This is a genomic window from Pseudomonas sp. IT-P253, assembly GCF_949768125.1.
Taxonomy (GTDB): Bacteria; Pseudomonadota; Gammaproteobacteria; order Pseudomonadales; family Pseudomonadaceae; genus Aquipseudomonas.
Genome location: NZ_CATKPT010000002.1, coordinates 88904 through 105248, shown reverse-complemented (window position 1 = coordinate 105248; position 16345 = coordinate 88904). Strand labels below are relative to the sequence as shown.

Sequence of the window (16345 nt, the reverse complement as noted above, 5' to 3'; positions counted from 1 at the left end):
ACATCGTTATTGAATGATCAACCGCAATCGCGAGCAAGCTCGCTCCCACAGGGAAACTTCAATACCTCTGGCTAAGTGCCAACAAAAAAAAAAAACGGCCCGCCTCCAAAGGAAGCGGGCCGTTTTCATGTTCAGTGCAAAGTCAGAGCATCAGCTCTTCCCCGTCACTTGTTCAGGCGGAAATCAGCCTCGGCAGCGGCGAAGCGCTGAAGCATGCCAGAGGTCGGCGTGCCCAGTTTGCTGACGATGTAGATGGCCAGGCTGGCAAAGATGAAACCAGGGATGATTTCGTACAGGCCGAGCAATTCGAAGTGTTTCCAGACGACCACGGTGATCGCGCCGACCAGTATCCCGGCCAGTGCGCCGTTGCGGGTCATGTCTTTCCAGATCACGGAGATCAGGACCACCGGCCCGAACGCGGCACCGAAACCAGCCCAGGCGTAGCTGACCAGACCCAACACGCGGTTTTGCGGGTTGGCGGCCAACGCGATAGCGATCAGGGCAATCAGCAGCACCATGGCGCGGCCGACCCAGACCAGTTCAACCTGGGAAGCGCTTTTACGCAGGAAGGTTTTGTAGAAGTCTTCGGTCAGGGCGCTGGAGCACACCAGCAACTGGCAGCTCAGGGTGCTCATGACCGCCGCCAGAATGGCCGACAGCAGCACACCGGCGACCCATGGGTTGAAGAGGATTTTCGCCAGTTCGATGAACACACGTTCGTGGTTTTCACTGACAGGCATCGCCACGGCAGGGTTGGCCGAGAAGTACGCGATGCCGAAGAAGCCGACAGCAACGGTGCCACCCAGGCACAGGATCATCCAGGTCATGGAGATGCGACGGGCATTGGCAATCGACTTGACCGAATCCGCCGCCATGAAACGCGCCAGGATGTGCGGCTGGCCGAAGTAGCCCAGGCCCCAGCCCATCAGCGAGATGATGCCGATGAAGGTGGTGTTTTTGAGCATGTCGAAGTTGCCGGGGTCTTGCGCTTCGATGGCCAGGAACGTGGTGTCGATGCCACCGGTGGCCAACAGCACAATGATCGGCGTCAGCAGCAGGGCGAAGATCATCAGCGTGGCTTGCACGGTGTCGGTCCAGCTCACGGCCAGGAAACCGCCGACGAAGGTGTAGGCAATCGTCGCCGCAGCGCCGGCCCACAGGGCTGTCTCGTAGGACATGCCGAAGGTGCTTTCGAACAGACGGGCGCCGGCCACGATGCCGGAAGCGCAGTAGATGGTGAAGAACACCAGGATCACGATCGCGGAGATGATCCGCAGCAGACCGCTTTTGTCTTCGAAACGGCTGGAGAAGTAATCCGGCAGTGTCAGCGCATCGCCATTGTGCTCAGTCTGCACACGCAGACGGCCGGCGACGAATAGCCAGTTCAGGTAAGCACCAATGATCAGGCCGATGGCGATCCAGCTTTCGGACAGACCGGACATGTAGATAGCGCCCGGCAAGCCCATCAACAACCAGCCGCTCATATCGGAGGCGCCTGCGGACAATGCCGTCACGACGCTGCCCAGGCTGCGGCCACCCAAAATGTAGTCCGACAGGTTGTTGGTGGAGCGATAGGCCATAAGCCCGATCAGTACCATTGCTGCGATGTAGATCACGAACGTGATCAGGGTTGGATTGCTTACGCTCATTAAGTGATGCCCTGGCTTTGTTTTTATGTAGCGGCGGCGTGCGAAAGCGCCGACAAACGACAATGTTTGTTCAGGCGATTCCGGGGGGCCGCGCATTTATGACTGATGTTTCCCCAGGAAAGCCATCAGCCGGCGCACCTGTATTTTTTATAGGTTGCACCTTGGGCGCGAATCCTATTCAACAAAGCAAATAAGGTGCAACCCATTTCCGAGAATAAGTTGCACCTAGAGCGCAATCCGTGGAAAAGCGCTGTTTTTGCTCCCTTTTAGCGCAGTCAAAGGGTTTTACTAGAAGAAAAAGCACCAAGCAGGAGCGGTACGTTCGTACCGGAATTTATTTCCTGACGAGCTGCGTATTATTCCGACAAAAAAAGGGTTGCACCCGGTTGCACCTCAAAGATTGCACAGCTAATCTTGCCGCCAGCTGATGCCACGCGGTCGTGGCAAACATGAGGATAAAAATATGGCTACCACCACCCTTGGGGTCAAACTTGACGACCCGACCCGCGAGCGCCTCAAGGCCGCCGCGACCTCGATCGATCGCACCCCGCACTGGTTGATCAAGCAGGCCATTTTCAATTACCTGGAAAAACTCGAGGGTGGTGCAACCCTGACCGAGCTGAACGGCTTGACCAAGGATTCCGACGACGTCGTCGATGCGCCTCTGGATCACGCCCACCAGTGCTTCCTTGAGTTCGCCGAAAGCATCCTGCCGCAATCGGTACTGCGCGCCTCTATTACGGCTGCCTACCGTCGCCCGGAACCTGAAGTGGTGCCGATGCTGATCGAACAGGCTCGCCTGCCCGCAGCGATGGCTGAAGCGACCAACAAGCTCGCGTCCTCGATTGCCGAAAAACTGCGCAATCAGAAGAGCGCTGGCGGCCGTGCCGGGATTGTCCAGGGCCTGTTGCAGGAATTTTCCCTGTCGTCTCAAGAAGGTGTGGCACTGATGTGCCTGGCCGAAGCGCTGCTGCGCATCCCGGACAAAGGCACCCGTGACGCGTTGATCCGCGACAAAATCAGCACCGGCAACTGGCACCCGCACCTGGGCAACAGCCCTTCGCTGTTCGTCAACGCCGCTACTTGGGGCTTGCTGCTGACCGGCAAACTGGTCGCCACCCATAACGAAGCCGGCCTGACTTCATCCTTGAGCCGCATCATCGGCAAGAGCGGCGAGCCGATGATCCGCAAGGGCGTCGACATGGCCATGCGCCTGATGGGCGAGCAGTTCGTCACCGGCGAAACCATCGCCGAAGCCCTGGCCAACGCCAGCAAGTTCGAAGCCAAAGGCTTCCGCTATTCCTACGACATGCTGGGTGAAGCCGCACTCACCGAGCACGACGCTCAGAAGTACCTGGCCTCGTACGAACAAGCCATCCACTCGATCGGCAAAGCGTCCCACGGCCGCGGGATTTATGAAGGTCCGGGCATTTCCATCAAACTCTCGGCGCTGCACCCGCGTTACAGCCGTGCGCAGTACGAGCGTGTGATGGAGGAGTTGTACCCGCGCCTGCTGTCGCTGACCTTGCTGGCCAAGCAATACGACATCGGCCTGAACATCGACGCCGAGGAAGCCGACCGCCTCGAGCTGTCGCTGGATCTGCTGGAGCGCCTGTGCTTCGAGCCGCAACTGACCGGCTGGAACGGCATCGGTTTCGTGATCCAGGCTTATCAGAAGCGTTGCCCGTACGTGATCGATTACGTGATCGACCTGGCTCGCCGCAGCCGTCATCGCCTGATGATCCGCCTGGTGAAAGGCGCGTATTGGGACAGCGAAATCAAACGCGCCCAGGTCGAAGGACTGGAAGGCTATCCGGTCTATACCCGCAAGGTGTACACCGACGTGTCCTACATCGCTTGCGCGCGCAAATTGCTGTCGGTACCGGAAGTCATCTACCCGCAATTCGCGACGCACAACGCCCACACCCTGTCGGCCATTTACCACATCGCCGGTCAGAACTATTACCCGGGCCAGTACGAGTTCCAGTGCCTGCACGGCATGGGCGAACCACTGTACGAACAGGTTGTAGGCAAAGTTTCCGAAGGCAAGCTGAACCGTCCGTGCCGCGTGTACGCGCCGGTCGGCACTCACGAAACACTGTTGGCGTACCTGGTACGTCGTCTGCTGGAAAACGGCGCGAACACCTCGTTCGTTAACCGCATTGCCGACCAATCCATTTCGATTCAGGAGCTGGTGGCCGATCCAGTGGCCAGCATCGAGCAGATGGCGACGCTGGAAGGCGGCTTCGGCCTGCCGCACCCGCGTATCCCGCTGCCGCGTGATCTTTATGGCGCCGAGCGCGCCAACTCCAGCGGCATCGACATGGCCAACGAACATCGTCTGGCCTCCTTGTCCTGCGCCCTGCTGGCCACTGCTCACAACCACTGGAAAGCCGCGCCGATGCTTGGTTGCGCTTCCAGCTCCGAAACGCCGGCACCGGTGCTGAACCCGTCCGATCTGCGTGACGTGGTTGGCCACGTGCAGGAAGCCACCGTCGACGACGTCGACAACGCCATCCAGTGCGCCCTGAACGCTGCGCCGATCTGGCAGGCCACCCCGCCGGCCGAACGCGCCGCGATCCTGGAACGTGCTGCCGACTTGATGGAAGGCGAGATCCAGCCACTGATGGGCCTGCTGGCTCGCGAAGCCGGCAAGACCTTCGCCAACGCTATCGCTGAAGTGCGCGAAGCCGTGGATTTCCTGCGTTACTACGCGGTGCAGGCGCGCAACGATTTCACCAACGACGCCCACCGCCCACTGGGCCCCGTGGTGTGCATCAGCCCGTGGAACTTCCCGCTGGCGATCTTCAGCGGCCAAGTCGCTGCAGCCCTCGCCGCCGGTAACCCGGTACTGGCCAAGCCAGCGGAACAAACCCCGCTGGTGGCGGCTCAAGCCGTGCGCCTGCTGCTCGAAGCGGGGATTCCGCAAGGCGTGCTGCAACTGCTGCCGGGCCGTGGCGAAACGGTTGGCGCGCGCCTGGTCGGTGACGATCGGGTTAAAGGCGTGATGTTTACCGGTTCCACCGAAGTTGCTCGTTTGCTGCAACGTAATGTCGCAGGGCGCCTGGATGCACAGGGTCGCCCGATTCCGCTGATCGCCGAAACCGGCGGCCAAAACGCGATGATCGTCGACTCCTCGGCACTGACCGAACAAGTTGTAATCGACGTGGTGTCGTCGGCCTTCGACAGCGCCGGCCAACGTTGCTCGGCGCTGCGAGTCCTGTGCTTGCAGGAAGATTCCGCTGACCGTGTCATCGAAATGCTCAAGGGCGCCATGGCTGAATGCCGCCTCGGTAATCCAGAGCGCCTGTCCGTGGACATCGGCCCGGTAATCGACGCCGAAGCCAAGGCCGGCATCGAGAAACACATCCAGGGCATGCGCGACAAGGGTCGCAGCGTGTACCAGGTGGCGATTGCCAACACCGAGGAAGTCAAACGCGGCACCTTCGTGATGCCGACCTTGATCGAACTGGAAAGCTTCGACGAGCTGCAACGGGAGATCTTCGGCCCGGTGCTGCACGTGGTTCGCTACAAGCGCAAGGACATCGATCAACTGATCGGTCAGATCAACGCTTCCGGCTACGGCCTGACGCTGGGCGTGCACACCCGCATCGACGAGACCATCGCCAAGGTGATCGATAACGTCAACGCCGGTAACGTCTACGTGAACCGCAACATTGTCGGTGCTGTGGTCGGCGTGCAACCGTTCGGCGGCGAAGGTTTGTCGGGGACTGGCCCGAAAGCCGGTGGTCCGCTGTACCTGTACCGCCTGCTGTCGACCCGTCCTACCGATGCGATCGAACAATCCTTCGCTCGCGGTGACGCCATCACCGCACCGGACGTTCGCCTGCGTGATGCCATGAGCAAACCGCTGACCGCGCTGCAAGCCTGGGCCGACAGCAATAAGTTCAGCGACCTGAGCGCATTGTGCGTGCAGTTCGCGGCGCAATCGCAAAGCGGCATCACCCGCGTACTGGCGGGGCCGACCGGCGAGCGCAACAGCTACGCGATCCTGCCTCGCGAACACGTGTTGTGCCTGGCGGAAGTCGAAGGCGATCTGCTGACGCAACTGGCGGCGGTGTTGGCCGTGGGTGGCTCGGCGGTATGGCCGGAAGCTGAAGTGACCAAGGCCGTGTTCGCACGTCTGCCGAAGGACGTTCAGGCGAAGATCAAGCGGGTTTCCGACTGGACCAAGGACGAGGTGCTGTTCGATGCGGTTCTGCACCATGGCCATTCCGATCAGCTACGCGCCGTGTGCCAACAAGTGGCCAAGCGCACCGGGGCGATTGTCGGGGTTCATGGCCTGTCGCAGGGCGAGACCACCATTGCACTGGAACGGTTGGTGATCGAGCGGGCGTTGAGCGTCAACACCGCTGCGGCGGGTGGTAACGCCAGCCTGATGACCATCGGCTAAACAGCACTACGCTTGTGGGAGCGAGCCTGCTCGCGAAAGCGGCCTATCAGTCAGCATCAATGTTGAAACTGACGGCCTCTTCGCGAGCAGGCTCGCTCCCACATTTGATTAGCGGTGCCCGCAACACACCATCACGCTCATCAATCATCCTGTTCACCCCGCCCTCCCCCCGCCTAGACTCGGCCCATCCCAATAAAAGGTAGGCCGCCATGTCCGAGACGTTGCTCAGTTCCCGCAATCTGGCTTTCGAGCTGTATGAAGTCCTCGATGCCGAGGGCCTGACCCAGCGTGAGCGTTTCGCCGAGCACAACCGCGAAACCTTCGATGCCGCCATCGGCACGGCGCGCAACATTGCCGAGAAGTTCTTCGCCCCGCACAACCGCAAGGGCGACGAAAACGAGCCGCGCTACGAAGACGGTCAGGCGATTTTGATTCCAGAGGTGAAACCGGCGGTGGATGCCTTCCTCGAAGCCGGTTTCCTCAACGCTGCGCGCAGTTTCGACGCTGGCGGCATGCAACTGCCCACACTGCTGTCGCAGGCCTGCTTCGCGCATTTCCAGTCGGCCAACGCCGCATCGACCTCGTACCCGTTTTTGACCATGGGTGCAGCGAACCTGATCGAGAGTTTCGGCACCGAGGAACAGAAGCAGCGCTTCCTGCAACCGATGATTGACGGTCGTTTTTTCGGCACCATGGCTCTGACGGAACCGCATGCAGGCTCGTCGCTGTCGGACATTCGTACCCGCGCCGAACCAGCGTCCGACGGCACTTATCGACTCAAGGGCAACAAGATATTCATCTCCGGCGGCGATCACCCGCTGTCGGAAAACATCGTGCACATGGTCCTGGCCAAACTTCCGGATGCACCGGCCGGGGTGAAAGGCATTTCACTGTTTATCGTGCCCAAGTTTCTGGTCAACGATGACGGCAGCCTCGGCCAACGCAACGACGTCGTGCTGGCGGGCCTGTTCCACAAGATGGGCTGGCGCGGCACCACGTCCACCGCGCTGAACTTCGGCGATAACGGCGAGTGTGTCGGCTATTTGGTGGGCAAGCCACACCATGGCTTGAGCTACATGTTCCAGATGATGAACGAAGCGCGGATCGGCGTCGGCATGGGCGCGGTAATGCTCGGTTACGCCGGTTATCTGTACTCCCTGGAGTACGCACGCGAGCGCCCGCAGGGTCGCGTGCCGGACAGCAAAGACCCGAACACCGCACCAGTGGCAATCATTGAGCATGCTGACGTGAAACGCATGTTGCTGACTCAGAAAGCCTACGTCGAAGGCTCGTTCGACCTCGGGCTGTACGCGGCACGACTGTTCGATGACACCACGACGCTTGAGTCCGAATCCGAGCGCAAGCAGGCGCATGAGCTGCTGGATTTGCTGACGCCGATCGTCAAATCCTGGCCGTCGGAGTTCTGCCTGAAGGCCAACGAACTGGCGATCCAGATTCTTGGCGGGCACGGTTATACCCGTGAGTACCCGGTGGAACAGTATTACCGCGACAACCGCCTGAACCCGATTCATGAAGGGACTCATGGTATTCAATCGCTGGACTTGCTGGGGCGAAAGCTGGCGCAAAACGGTGGGGCCGGGCTCAAGCAGCTGATTCGCTTGATCGCGGGTACCGCCGAGCGTGCGCAGGTGTATGAATCGCTGACACCGCTACGTGAGCCGCTGGAAAAATTGGTGGCGCGCCTGCAAACGGTAACCATCGGCCTGCTGACCGACCTGGCCCAAGGCAAGGTCAACAGTAGCCTGGCCAACTCGGCGTTGTACCTGAAAGTGTTTGGACACACGGTGATTGGCTGGCGCTGGCTGGAGCAGGCGATTCGTGCCGAGGAAGGGTTGGCCAAAGGGAATGCGGCGGATGTGAGCTTCTATAAAGGCAAGATGCAGGCGGCGCGGTATTTTCTGACGTGGGAAGTGCCAGGTTGCCACCATGAGCTGGCGATTCTTGAGGCGCGGGATGATGTGTGCCTTGGGATGCGGGATGAGTGGTTTTGATCCGGAATCTTTGGTGCTGCTGAAACCATTCGCGAGCAAGCTCGCTCCCACAGTTGACCGCATTCCAATGTGGGAGCGAGCTTGCTCGTGATGGCGTCAGCGCAGGCAATACATTTATTAGCTCAACTTGAAGCCACCCATCTGCCGCGCCAAATCATCCGCCAGGCGCCGCAAAGTCTGGCAATCTTCACGACAGGCCCTGACTTCTCCGGCCGTCGCCCGGGCCAAATCAGAAATCCCCTGCACGTTGCGATTGATCTCTTCGGTCACTGCCGACTGCTCTTCCGTCGCCGTCGCCACTTGATGGTTCATGTCACTGATGCGCTCGACCTGCCCGGTAATTGCCGTCAACGACGCCCCGGTGCGCTGACTCGACTCAACGCCAGTACCGGTCGCCGCCTGCCCTGAATGCATCGACGACACCGCATTCTCCGCGCCCTGCTTGAGGCTGCCGATCATCTGCTGAATCTCATCGGTCGACGCTTGCGTCCGACGCGCCAGTGTTCGCACTTCATCGGCCACCACTGCAAAACCACGCCCCATGTCCCCAGCCCGAGCGGCTTCAATAGCCGCATTCAGCGCCAGCAAGTTGGTCTGCTCGGAAATCCCGCGAATCACCGCCAACACCTGATCGATGGACGCCACCTGATTGGCCAAATCGCCCACCGCATTGGCGGCGATGCCGATTTCATCGGACATGCTTTCGATGTGACGGATCGACCCGCCCACCACCTCGCGGGCCTGCAGTGCTTCGTCACGAGCGTTTTGCGAGGCGAGCGCCGCGTTGCCGGCATTCTGGGCGATTTCCTGCACGGTCAGGCCCATTTCATGAACCGCGGTGGCGACCATGTCAGTCATTTCCTGCTGACGCCCGGAGCGCTCAGCGGTGTTGTCCACCACGCGCGCCACCTGGCCGACCGCAGTGCGCAAGCGCTCGCTGGTGGTCAGTACTTCGCCGATCATGTCGCGCTGACTGTCCAGAAACCGATTGAAGCCGCGCGCCAGGTCGCCGAGCTCATCGGCGCGACTGGAATCTAACCTGTGGGTCAAATCTCCCCCACCGCTACCGATAGCCACCAATGCCGCTGTTACCTGACGAATCGGGCGAACCAATCCACGGGCCAGCCATACCACCAGCAGAAGGCACACCAGCGCCACGGCCAGGCCGATACCGCTGCTCATCCACATGGCGCGCCGCGCTTCGGCGTAGATCTGCGATTGCGGCACTTCCGCCACCAGCGTCCAGCCCAGATCCCGTAGCGGCAGGCTCAATGCCAGATAATCTTCACCATCGCGCATAAAGCGGCTGCTGGTGGCGGACGCCGTGGAGGTAGAGAGTTGACCCATGACCGCTTGCGCCGCTAACGTGCCGATTTGTTCGGCCAAGGTACGTTTGCCGCTAAATTGCGCTTCGGGATGAACCTGGATCAAACCATCGGCACGCACGAGATAGACCTTGCCGCGCTCACCGAAGTTGAAGTTGTGGATCAGCTCCGACAGCTCTTTCATGCTCAGGCCAAGGCCTGCAACACCCACGACTTTGCCGGCCTGCTCGACTTTAAGGTCGATGAACAGCGCCAATTCTCCGGTCGCAGTGTCATTGTCGATATTGAGGGTCTTGGACTTGTCGCTGTCCAGAAATGAATAGAACCAGGCGTCCTTCGGATTGGAACGGCTGAGGGTCCGGTCCAGGCCTTTTTCAGTGAAATAGTGGTTTGAAGCCGCGCCGATAATCAGTGCGGTGAAGGCTTTGTGTTCCGCGCGAATGCCTTCCAGATAGGTCACAAAGGCGTCGGTCCGGCTACTGTCTTCACCCCCGGCCACCCAGTCGCGCACCATGCTATTGCTGGCGATGTCCTTGGCGGCGGTGAGGGGTTGAACCAGGATTCGTTCGATGTCGTTGCGCATCGCTTCGATGCTCGATGGCAGCGCTTGCTCGACCAGATAGCTCTGGGCGAGACGGTTGACCACGAGGGTATAAATGCCAACCACGATCAGAATACTGACCAGCAGTGCGGACCCCATACTCAGGATCAACTGCCATTGAATACTGCGTCGCCAGAACTGCATGGAACACCCCCAAAGAATAAGAGACTGAAACACTGCAACAGTCGTGCCGATTGTATACAACACAAACGACAACTTATTCTTTGGTTGTGCGCAAAATCGATCAGGCCTGATTGATCGTCTTGGAGATCACTTCAACCGTGGCGCTGACTTGCTCTTGGTAACGGTCGAGTTCGAGCTTGTGCTGCTTTTGCATTTCGATCTGCTGCGAGCACAGATTCATGGCCGCCAACACCAGCAAGCGGTCACCGATCAGCGTCGGGTACTTTCGTTTGGTGTCAGCCAGAGCGGCCTTCAACATTAACGCGGCGTCCAGCAGGGTTTGCTCTTCCCCGGCCGGCGCCTTGATCGAATAGTCCTCCCCCAGGATCGAGACGACTTTTACCCCTGCGGCGCCATGATTCATGCGCTGACCGGGCCGGCGCTGACGCGCTCAACCAGGGCCTGGATGCGTGCGGCCGTTGCACCTTGCTTCTCTTCCTGCTCCATCAGGCTCAATTGCAGGCTTTCGTTTTCATCCTTGGCCTGGGCCAGTTCTGCGCTCAGGGTTTGGTTGGTGCCGAGCAGGCTCTGGTTCTGTTGCACCAGGTCGCTGACCAGCTGTTCCAATTGGCTTAGGGATGCTTCCAACATTTTGATTTTCCAAGCATTTTCAAGGGGCGCGTACGATAAAGAAAAGTCACCATGGATGCCAGGGTTAATCGGGCTCAAAGCCTTGATTTTCCTGGCGGGCGACCTTTCTCGCGATCTTTAAAGACTGTGACAGACGGATCTGGTTCCTGCACTTCGTCTGGTTGGCACTGGACCTGAACATCAGGGTCGGGCGGTTTATCCTGCCCCCCCTGCAGGAGCGAGCTTGCTCGCGATGGACGTCAACGATAACGCGTGCTGCCTGGTTCAGCGCGTCGTCCTTGGATTCTTCGCGAGCAAGCTCGCTCCTACACGGGGTCTGCGCTGACTTAAAACCTTTTTTGACAGCATCACATTTCAACAGGTTAGAATCGCTGGCACGCAGACTGCATGGTCAGTTTGCGCCCGTCTTTCAGCTTTCTGGAGTACTGCCTTTGAATGCAACGACCATCAACAGCCTGTTCTTGATCGGCGCGTTGCTGGTAGGTGCGAGCATTCTGGTGAGCTCACTTTCGTCCCGCCTCGGCATCCCGATTCTGGTCATCATCCTGGCCGTGGGCATGACCGCCGGTGTCGACGGCGCCGGCATTATCTTCGATAACTACCCAACTGCTTATCTGGTCGGCAACCTTGCACTGGCCGTCATCCTGCTCGACGGCGGCTTGCGCACCCGGGTGGCGAGTTTCCGCGTGGCGTTGTGGCCCGCACTCTCGCTGGCCACCGTCGGGGTGCTGATCACCACTGCGCTGACGGGCATGGTCGCCGCCTGGTTGTTCAACCTGAACATCATTCAAGGCCTGCTGATCGGCGCCATCGTTGGTTCCACGGATGCCGCGGCGGTGTTCTCGCTGCTGGGCGGCAAAGGCCTGAACGAACGGGTCACCGCCAGCCTTGAGATCGAGTCGGGTAGCAACGACCCGATGGCGGTGTTTCTCACCGTCACCCTGATCGACATGCTCGCCAGCGGCCAGACCGGCCTGCATTGGAGCCTGCTCACGCATTTCGTGCGTGAGTTCGGTATCGGGGCTGTCATCGGCCTCGGCGGTGGCTGGGTCATGTTGCAACTGGTCAATCGCATCAATCTGGCCAACGGCCTGTACCCGATTCTGGTGATCGCCGGCGGCCTCGTCGTCTTCGCCCTGACCAACGCCTTGCACGGCAGCGGTTTCCTCGCTGTTTACCTGTGCGGCCTGGTGATCGGCAACCGTCCGGTGCGCAGCCGCCATGGTATTTTGCACATGCTCGACGGCATGGCCTGGCTGGCGCAGATCGGGATGTTCCTGGTGCTGGGGCTGCTGGTCACGCCCCACGACCTGCTGCCGATTGCGCTGCCGGCGCTGGGGCTGGCGCTGTGGATGATTCTGTTTGCCAGACCACTGTCGGTGATGGTCGGTCTGCTGCCGTTCAAGGCGTTCCATGGTCGCGAGAAAGCCTTTATCTCCTGGGTCGGATTACGCGGTGCGGTACCGATCATTCTGGCGGTGTTCCCGCTGATGGCCGGCCTGCCCAACGCTCAGCTGTACTTCAACCTCGCCTTCTTTATTGTGCTGGTGTCGCTGCTGGTGCAGGGCACGAGCCTGCCGTGGGTGGCCAAACTGCTGAAGGTGACCGTTCCACCGGAACCGGCACCGATCTCTCGTGCCGCGCTGGAAGTTCACGTCACCAGCGAGTGGGAGCTGTTCGTGTACCGCCTCGGTGCCGAGAAATGGTGCATCGGCTCGCCCCTTCGCGAACTAAAAATGCCCGAAGGCACGCGGATCGCAGCCCTGTTTCGCCGCCAGCAACTGCTCCATCCGTCGGGTAGTACGGTGCTCGAAGTTGACGACTTGCTGTGTGTCATCGGCCACGAACATAACCTTCCGGCGCTCGGAAAACTCTTCAGCCAGGCACCACAACGGGGCCTCGATTTGCGTTTCTTCGGCGACTTCGTGCTCGAAGGAGACGCCCAGCTGGCCGCAGTTGCGGCGCTGTACGGGTTGAAAGTCGAAGACATCGATCCAGACATGTCCCTGGGCCACTTCATTGCTCATAAAGTGGGCGGTGCGCCCGTCGTCGGTGACCAGGTGGAATGGAACAACACCATCTGGACTGTCGCGGCCATGGAAGGGAACAAGATCGGCAAAGTGGGCGTCAGATTCCCCGAAGGAACTCGCCCGGGTCCCGGCTTGTTCCTCTAAACTCCATTCTTCGTCTCGTTTTCGATCGGTCCCTATGTCAACCCTGCGCACCTTTTTCATCATGGCCCTACTGGGCTTGAGCCTCTCCGTCGGTACCCTGCAAGCGGCCGAACCGCCGACCAGCGAAGCCGTGCAAGCAAGCCTGGACAAGATCGCTTCGCGCAAACTGCCGGAGGCCGATCAGAAAACGCTGCAAGCCATCCTGCAAAACACGCTCACCCAGCTCAACAACGCGCGTGATTACGAACAGAAGCTGGCGGATCTCAAGCAGCAACTGGCCACCGCGCCCAAGCAGAACGTCGAAAACCAGCGGGAGCTGACGCGCCTCAAGGCCACCAAAGTGGTGCCCATGGAGCAACGCTTCGCCAACCTGTCGATCCAGCAACTGGAGCAAATGCTCACCGAGCGCTCCACCCAGCAGAGTGATCTGCAGAAAGCGTTGGGCGATGCCAACAGCCTGGTGATTACTGCCCAGACTCGACCCGAGCGCGCTCAGGCTGAAATTTCCACCAGCCAGACCCGCATCCAGCAGATCAACAACATCCTCAAGTCCGGCAAGGACAACGGCAAGACCTTGAGCGGCGAGCAGCGCGACCAACTGAATGCCGAGCTTGCCGCGCTGAACGCCTTAATCCCGCTACGTCGCCAGGAACTGGCCGGCAACAGCCAACTGCAGGACCTGGGCAACAGCCAGCATGACCTGCTCTCGGAGAAATCCGACCGTCTGGATCAAGAGATTCAGGAACTGCAAAACCTGATCAACCAGAAGCGCCTCGCTCAGTCTCAAGAGACCGTGACGCAGCAGTCCATTGAAGCGCAAAAGTCCGGCGGCAGCAGCCTGCTGGCCACCGAAAGCGCAGCCAACCTTAAGCTTTCCGACTACCTGCTCAAAAGCACGGACCGCCTCAACGTCGTCACCCAGCAAAACCTGCAGACCAAGCAGCAGCTGGACAGCGTGACCCAAAGCGATTCCGCCCTGGACGAGCAGATCAACGTGCTCAGGGGCAGCCTGCTGCTCTCCAAGATTCTCTACAAACAGAAACAGCTGTTGCCGCACATCAAACTCGACCGCAATCTGGCCGATCAGATCGCCGACATTCGCTTGTATCAGTTTGAAGTCGGCCAACAACGAGAACTGCTCAGCAGCCCGTCAACCTATGTCGACAATCTGCTGGCGACCCAACCACCGGAGCAAGTCACCCCGCAGCTGCGCAAGAGCCTGCTGGAGCTGGCCACCACCCGCGTCGACCTGCTGGAGCGGCTGAACCGCGAACTGAGCTCGGTACTCAATGAATCCATCACTCTGCAACTCAATCAGAAGCAATTGCTCAGCACCGCGCAAAGTCTCAGGGCTACGCTCGATGAGCAGATGTTCTGGATTCCCAGCAACAAACCACTGGACGTTGAGTGGATGCGTGGCATACCGGAACGCCTGCAACGTCAGGTCACTACCCTGCCATGGGCCTCTAGCCTCAGCGAATTGACCGATGGCCTGATTCAACGGCCACTGCTGTTTCTGCCGTTGGTCCTGCTGATCGGCGCGCTGTTGTGGCGGCGAAAAAGCCTGTATGCCCGCCTGAACAAGGTTCACAAGGACATCGGCCATTTCAAGCGTGACAGCCAGTTGCACACGCCACAGGCGATTCTGATCAATATTCTGCTGGCCATGCCGGTTTCGCTGGGTCTGGCGTTGTGCGGCCTGGCCTTGCAGATCGACGCTCGCGGACAGAACGCCAACATGGGCGCGGCGCTGCTGCAAATGGCCCAGGCCTGGCTGGTGTTCTACACCGCTTACCGAATCCTCGCGCCGGGCGGCGTGGCCGAACTGCACTTCCGTTGGGAAAAACCTCAGGTCGAATTCCTTCAAGGCTGGGTTCGTCGGCTCGGTTTAGTGGTCATGGCGTTGGTCACCGTGGTGGCGGTTGCCGAGCTGCAACCAGCGGTGCTGGCCGATGATATTTTGGGCATGCCCGTCGTACTGACCTGCTACGCCTTGATGGCCTGGCTGCTCAGCCGCCTGCTCGTCAGCAGCCCGGCTCACGAAAACGCTTCACTGTTCCGCAAGGCCGTCGGGGTCATGTTCACGATCCTGCCCGTCGCGTTGTTCGTGGCGGTGTGCTTCGGCTACTACTACACCGCGCTGAAGCTCAGCGACCGGTTGATCAACACCCTGTACCTGCTGATGTTCTGGCTGGTCATCGAAGCGACCTTCGTGCGCGGCCTCTCCGTTGCGGCCCGACGCCTGGCCTACCAGCGCGCCCTGACCAAACGCCAGGCGGCGAAAGAAGCCGGCGATGGCGAAGCGGTCATCGAAGAGCCGACCCTGGACATCGAGAAGGTCAACGAGCAGTCGTTGCGCCTGATCCGACTGGCGCTGCTGGGCGGTTTCATGGCCGCACTGTATTGGGTCTGGTCGGACCTGATTTCAGTGTTCTCGTACCTGGACAACGTCACCCTCTACGAATACACCAGTGGCACCGGCGCCAACATGAGCATGGTGCCGATCAGTCTCCGCGACCTGCTCGGCGCGCTGATCATCATCGGCATCACCTTCGCCCTCGCACGCAACTTGCCGGGACTGCTGGAGGTGTTGGTGTTGTCGAAGCTGAACCTGGCTCAGGGCAGCTCCTACGCCACTACCACGTTGCTGTCCTACGTGATTGCCGGTGTCGGTTTTGTCTCGACCCTGTCGACCCTCGGCGTGAGCTGGGACAAGTTGCAATGGCTGGTCGCGGCGCTGTCGGTCGGCCTCGGCTTCGGGATGCAGGAAATTTTCGCCAACTTCATCTCCGGCATCATGATCCTGTTCGAACGCCCGGTACGGATTGGCGACACCATTACCATCGGCAACCTCTCGGGTACGGTCAGCAAGATCCGCATCCGTGCCACCACCATCACCGACTTCGACCGCAAGGACATCATTGTCCCGAACAAGACGTTCATCACCGGGCAACTGATCAACTGGTCCCTGACCGACACGATCACCCGAGTGACCCTCAAGCTCGGCGTCGATTACGGTTCAGACCTGGACCTGGTGAAAGAGCTCCTGCTCAAAGCGGCCCGCGATAACCCGCGGGTGTTGAAAGACCCGGAACCTCATGTGTACTTCCTGAACTTTGGCGAAAGCACGCTCGACCACGAGTTGCGCATGCACGTGCGCGACCTCGGGGACCGCAACCCGGTGCTCGATGAGGTCAACCGCTTCATCAACCGTGAGTTCAAGAAGCAGCACATCAACATCTCGTTCCGGCAGATGGAGGTCTACCTCAAGAACCTTCAAGGCCAGGAATACAGAATGGTGCCGGTCGAGCCGGAAACCAAAACCATTGTGCCGCCAGCAGAAGACAAACCGCTGCAAGAGCCGCCGGCCACCGAGCTCGACTAACCGCCCTATCC

The 16345-nt window shown here is 59.9% G+C and carries 8 protein-coding genes and 1 pseudogene; 4 read left to right on the top strand and 5 right to left on the bottom strand.

All coding sequences use genetic code 11. The annotated features are described in order from the left end of the window. Nucleotides 1-164: 164 nt before the first annotated feature. On the bottom strand, nucleotides 165-1649 hold the full coding sequence (putP, locus tag ACM6IR_RS01180; protein ID WP_414905995.1) for a sodium/proline symporter PutP: 1485 nt from the start codon (nucleotides 1647-1649) through the stop codon (nucleotides 165-167). 463 nt (nucleotides 1650-2112) lie between these two features. Here putP and putA point away from each other — a divergent pair, with 463 nt between their 5' ends. After that, nucleotides 2113-6063, top strand: a complete 3951-nt coding sequence (gene putA / locus ACM6IR_RS01175; protein ID WP_414905994.1) for a trifunctional transcriptional regulator/proline dehydrogenase/L-glutamate gamma-semialdehyde dehydrogenase — start codon at nucleotides 2113-2115, stop codon at nucleotides 6061-6063. 209 nt (nucleotides 6064-6272) lie between these two features. Further along, nucleotides 6273-8075: an acyl-CoA dehydrogenase gene (locus ACM6IR_RS01170; RefSeq protein WP_414905993.1), complete on the top strand. Its 1803-nt coding sequence runs from the start codon at nucleotides 6273-6275 to the stop codon at nucleotides 8073-8075. Nucleotides 8076-8192: 117 nt separating this feature from the next. Here ACM6IR_RS01170 and ACM6IR_RS01165 read toward each other — a convergent pair whose 3' ends face one another. From ACM6IR_RS01165 to ACM6IR_RS01150, 4 genes and pseudogenes are all read right to left on the bottom strand, one after another. Beyond that, nucleotides 8193-8924: a methyl-accepting chemotaxis protein gene (locus ACM6IR_RS01165; RefSeq protein WP_414906028.1), complete on the bottom strand. Its 732-nt coding sequence runs from the start codon at nucleotides 8922-8924 to the stop codon at nucleotides 8193-8195. A gap of 132 nt (nucleotides 8925-9056) precedes the next feature. After that, nucleotides 9057-10100 (bottom strand): annotated as a pseudogene (locus ACM6IR_RS01160) (cache domain-containing protein); the annotation flags it as partial. Between the two features lie 145 nt (nucleotides 10101-10245). Next, complete coding sequence (locus tag ACM6IR_RS01155) at nucleotides 10246-10548, bottom strand: cell division protein ZapA (protein ID WP_414905992.1); 303 nt, start codon at nucleotides 10546-10548, stop codon at nucleotides 10246-10248. Continuing rightward, complete coding sequence (locus ACM6IR_RS01150; protein WP_054053207.1) at nucleotides 10545-10775, bottom strand: hypothetical protein; 231 nt, start codon at nucleotides 10773-10775, stop codon at nucleotides 10545-10547. Before ACM6IR_RS01150 ends, ACM6IR_RS01155 begins: the two co-directional genes overlap by 4 nt. A 431-nt stretch (nucleotides 10776-11206) precedes the next feature. Between ACM6IR_RS01150 and ACM6IR_RS01145 the strand changes: the two genes are divergently transcribed. Both ACM6IR_RS01145 and mscK read left to right on the top strand, forming a co-directional pair. Beyond that, complete coding sequence (locus ACM6IR_RS01145) at nucleotides 11207-12949, top strand: potassium/proton antiporter (protein ID WP_414905991.1); 1743 nt, start codon at nucleotides 11207-11209, stop codon at nucleotides 12947-12949. 34 nt (nucleotides 12950-12983) lie between these two features. Continuing rightward, complete coding sequence (gene mscK, locus ACM6IR_RS01140; protein WP_414905990.1) at nucleotides 12984-16334, top strand: mechanosensitive channel MscK; 3351 nt, start codon at nucleotides 12984-12986, stop codon at nucleotides 16332-16334. The last annotated feature ends 11 nt before the right edge of the window (nucleotides 16335-16345 follow it).

Bases quoted from the DNA above. Each gene is read 5' to 3' on its own strand.
- putP (WP_414905995.1), bottom strand. From the start codon at position 1,649: ATGAGCGTAAGCAATCCAACCCTGATCACGTTCGTGATCTACATCGCA.
- putA (WP_414905994.1), top strand. From the start codon at position 2,113: ATGGCTACCACCACCCTTGGGGTCAAACTTGACGACCCGACCCGCGAG.
- ACM6IR_RS01170 (WP_414905993.1), top strand. From the start codon at position 6,273: ATGTCCGAGACGTTGCTCAGTTCCCGCAATCTGGCTTTCGAGCTGTAT.
- ACM6IR_RS01165 (WP_414906028.1), bottom strand. From the start codon at position 8,924: ATGGTCGCCACCGCGGTTCATGAAATGGGCCTGACCGTGCAGGAAATC.
- ACM6IR_RS01155 (WP_414905992.1), bottom strand. From the start codon at position 10,548: ATGAATCATGGCGCCGCAGGGGTAAAAGTCGTCTCGATCCTGGGGGAG.
- ACM6IR_RS01150 (WP_054053207.1), bottom strand. From the start codon at position 10,775: ATGTTGGAAGCATCCCTAAGCCAATTGGAACAGCTGGTCAGCGACCTG.
- mscK (WP_414905990.1), top strand. From the start codon at position 12,984: ATGTCAACCCTGCGCACCTTTTTCATCATGGCCCTACTGGGCTTGAGC.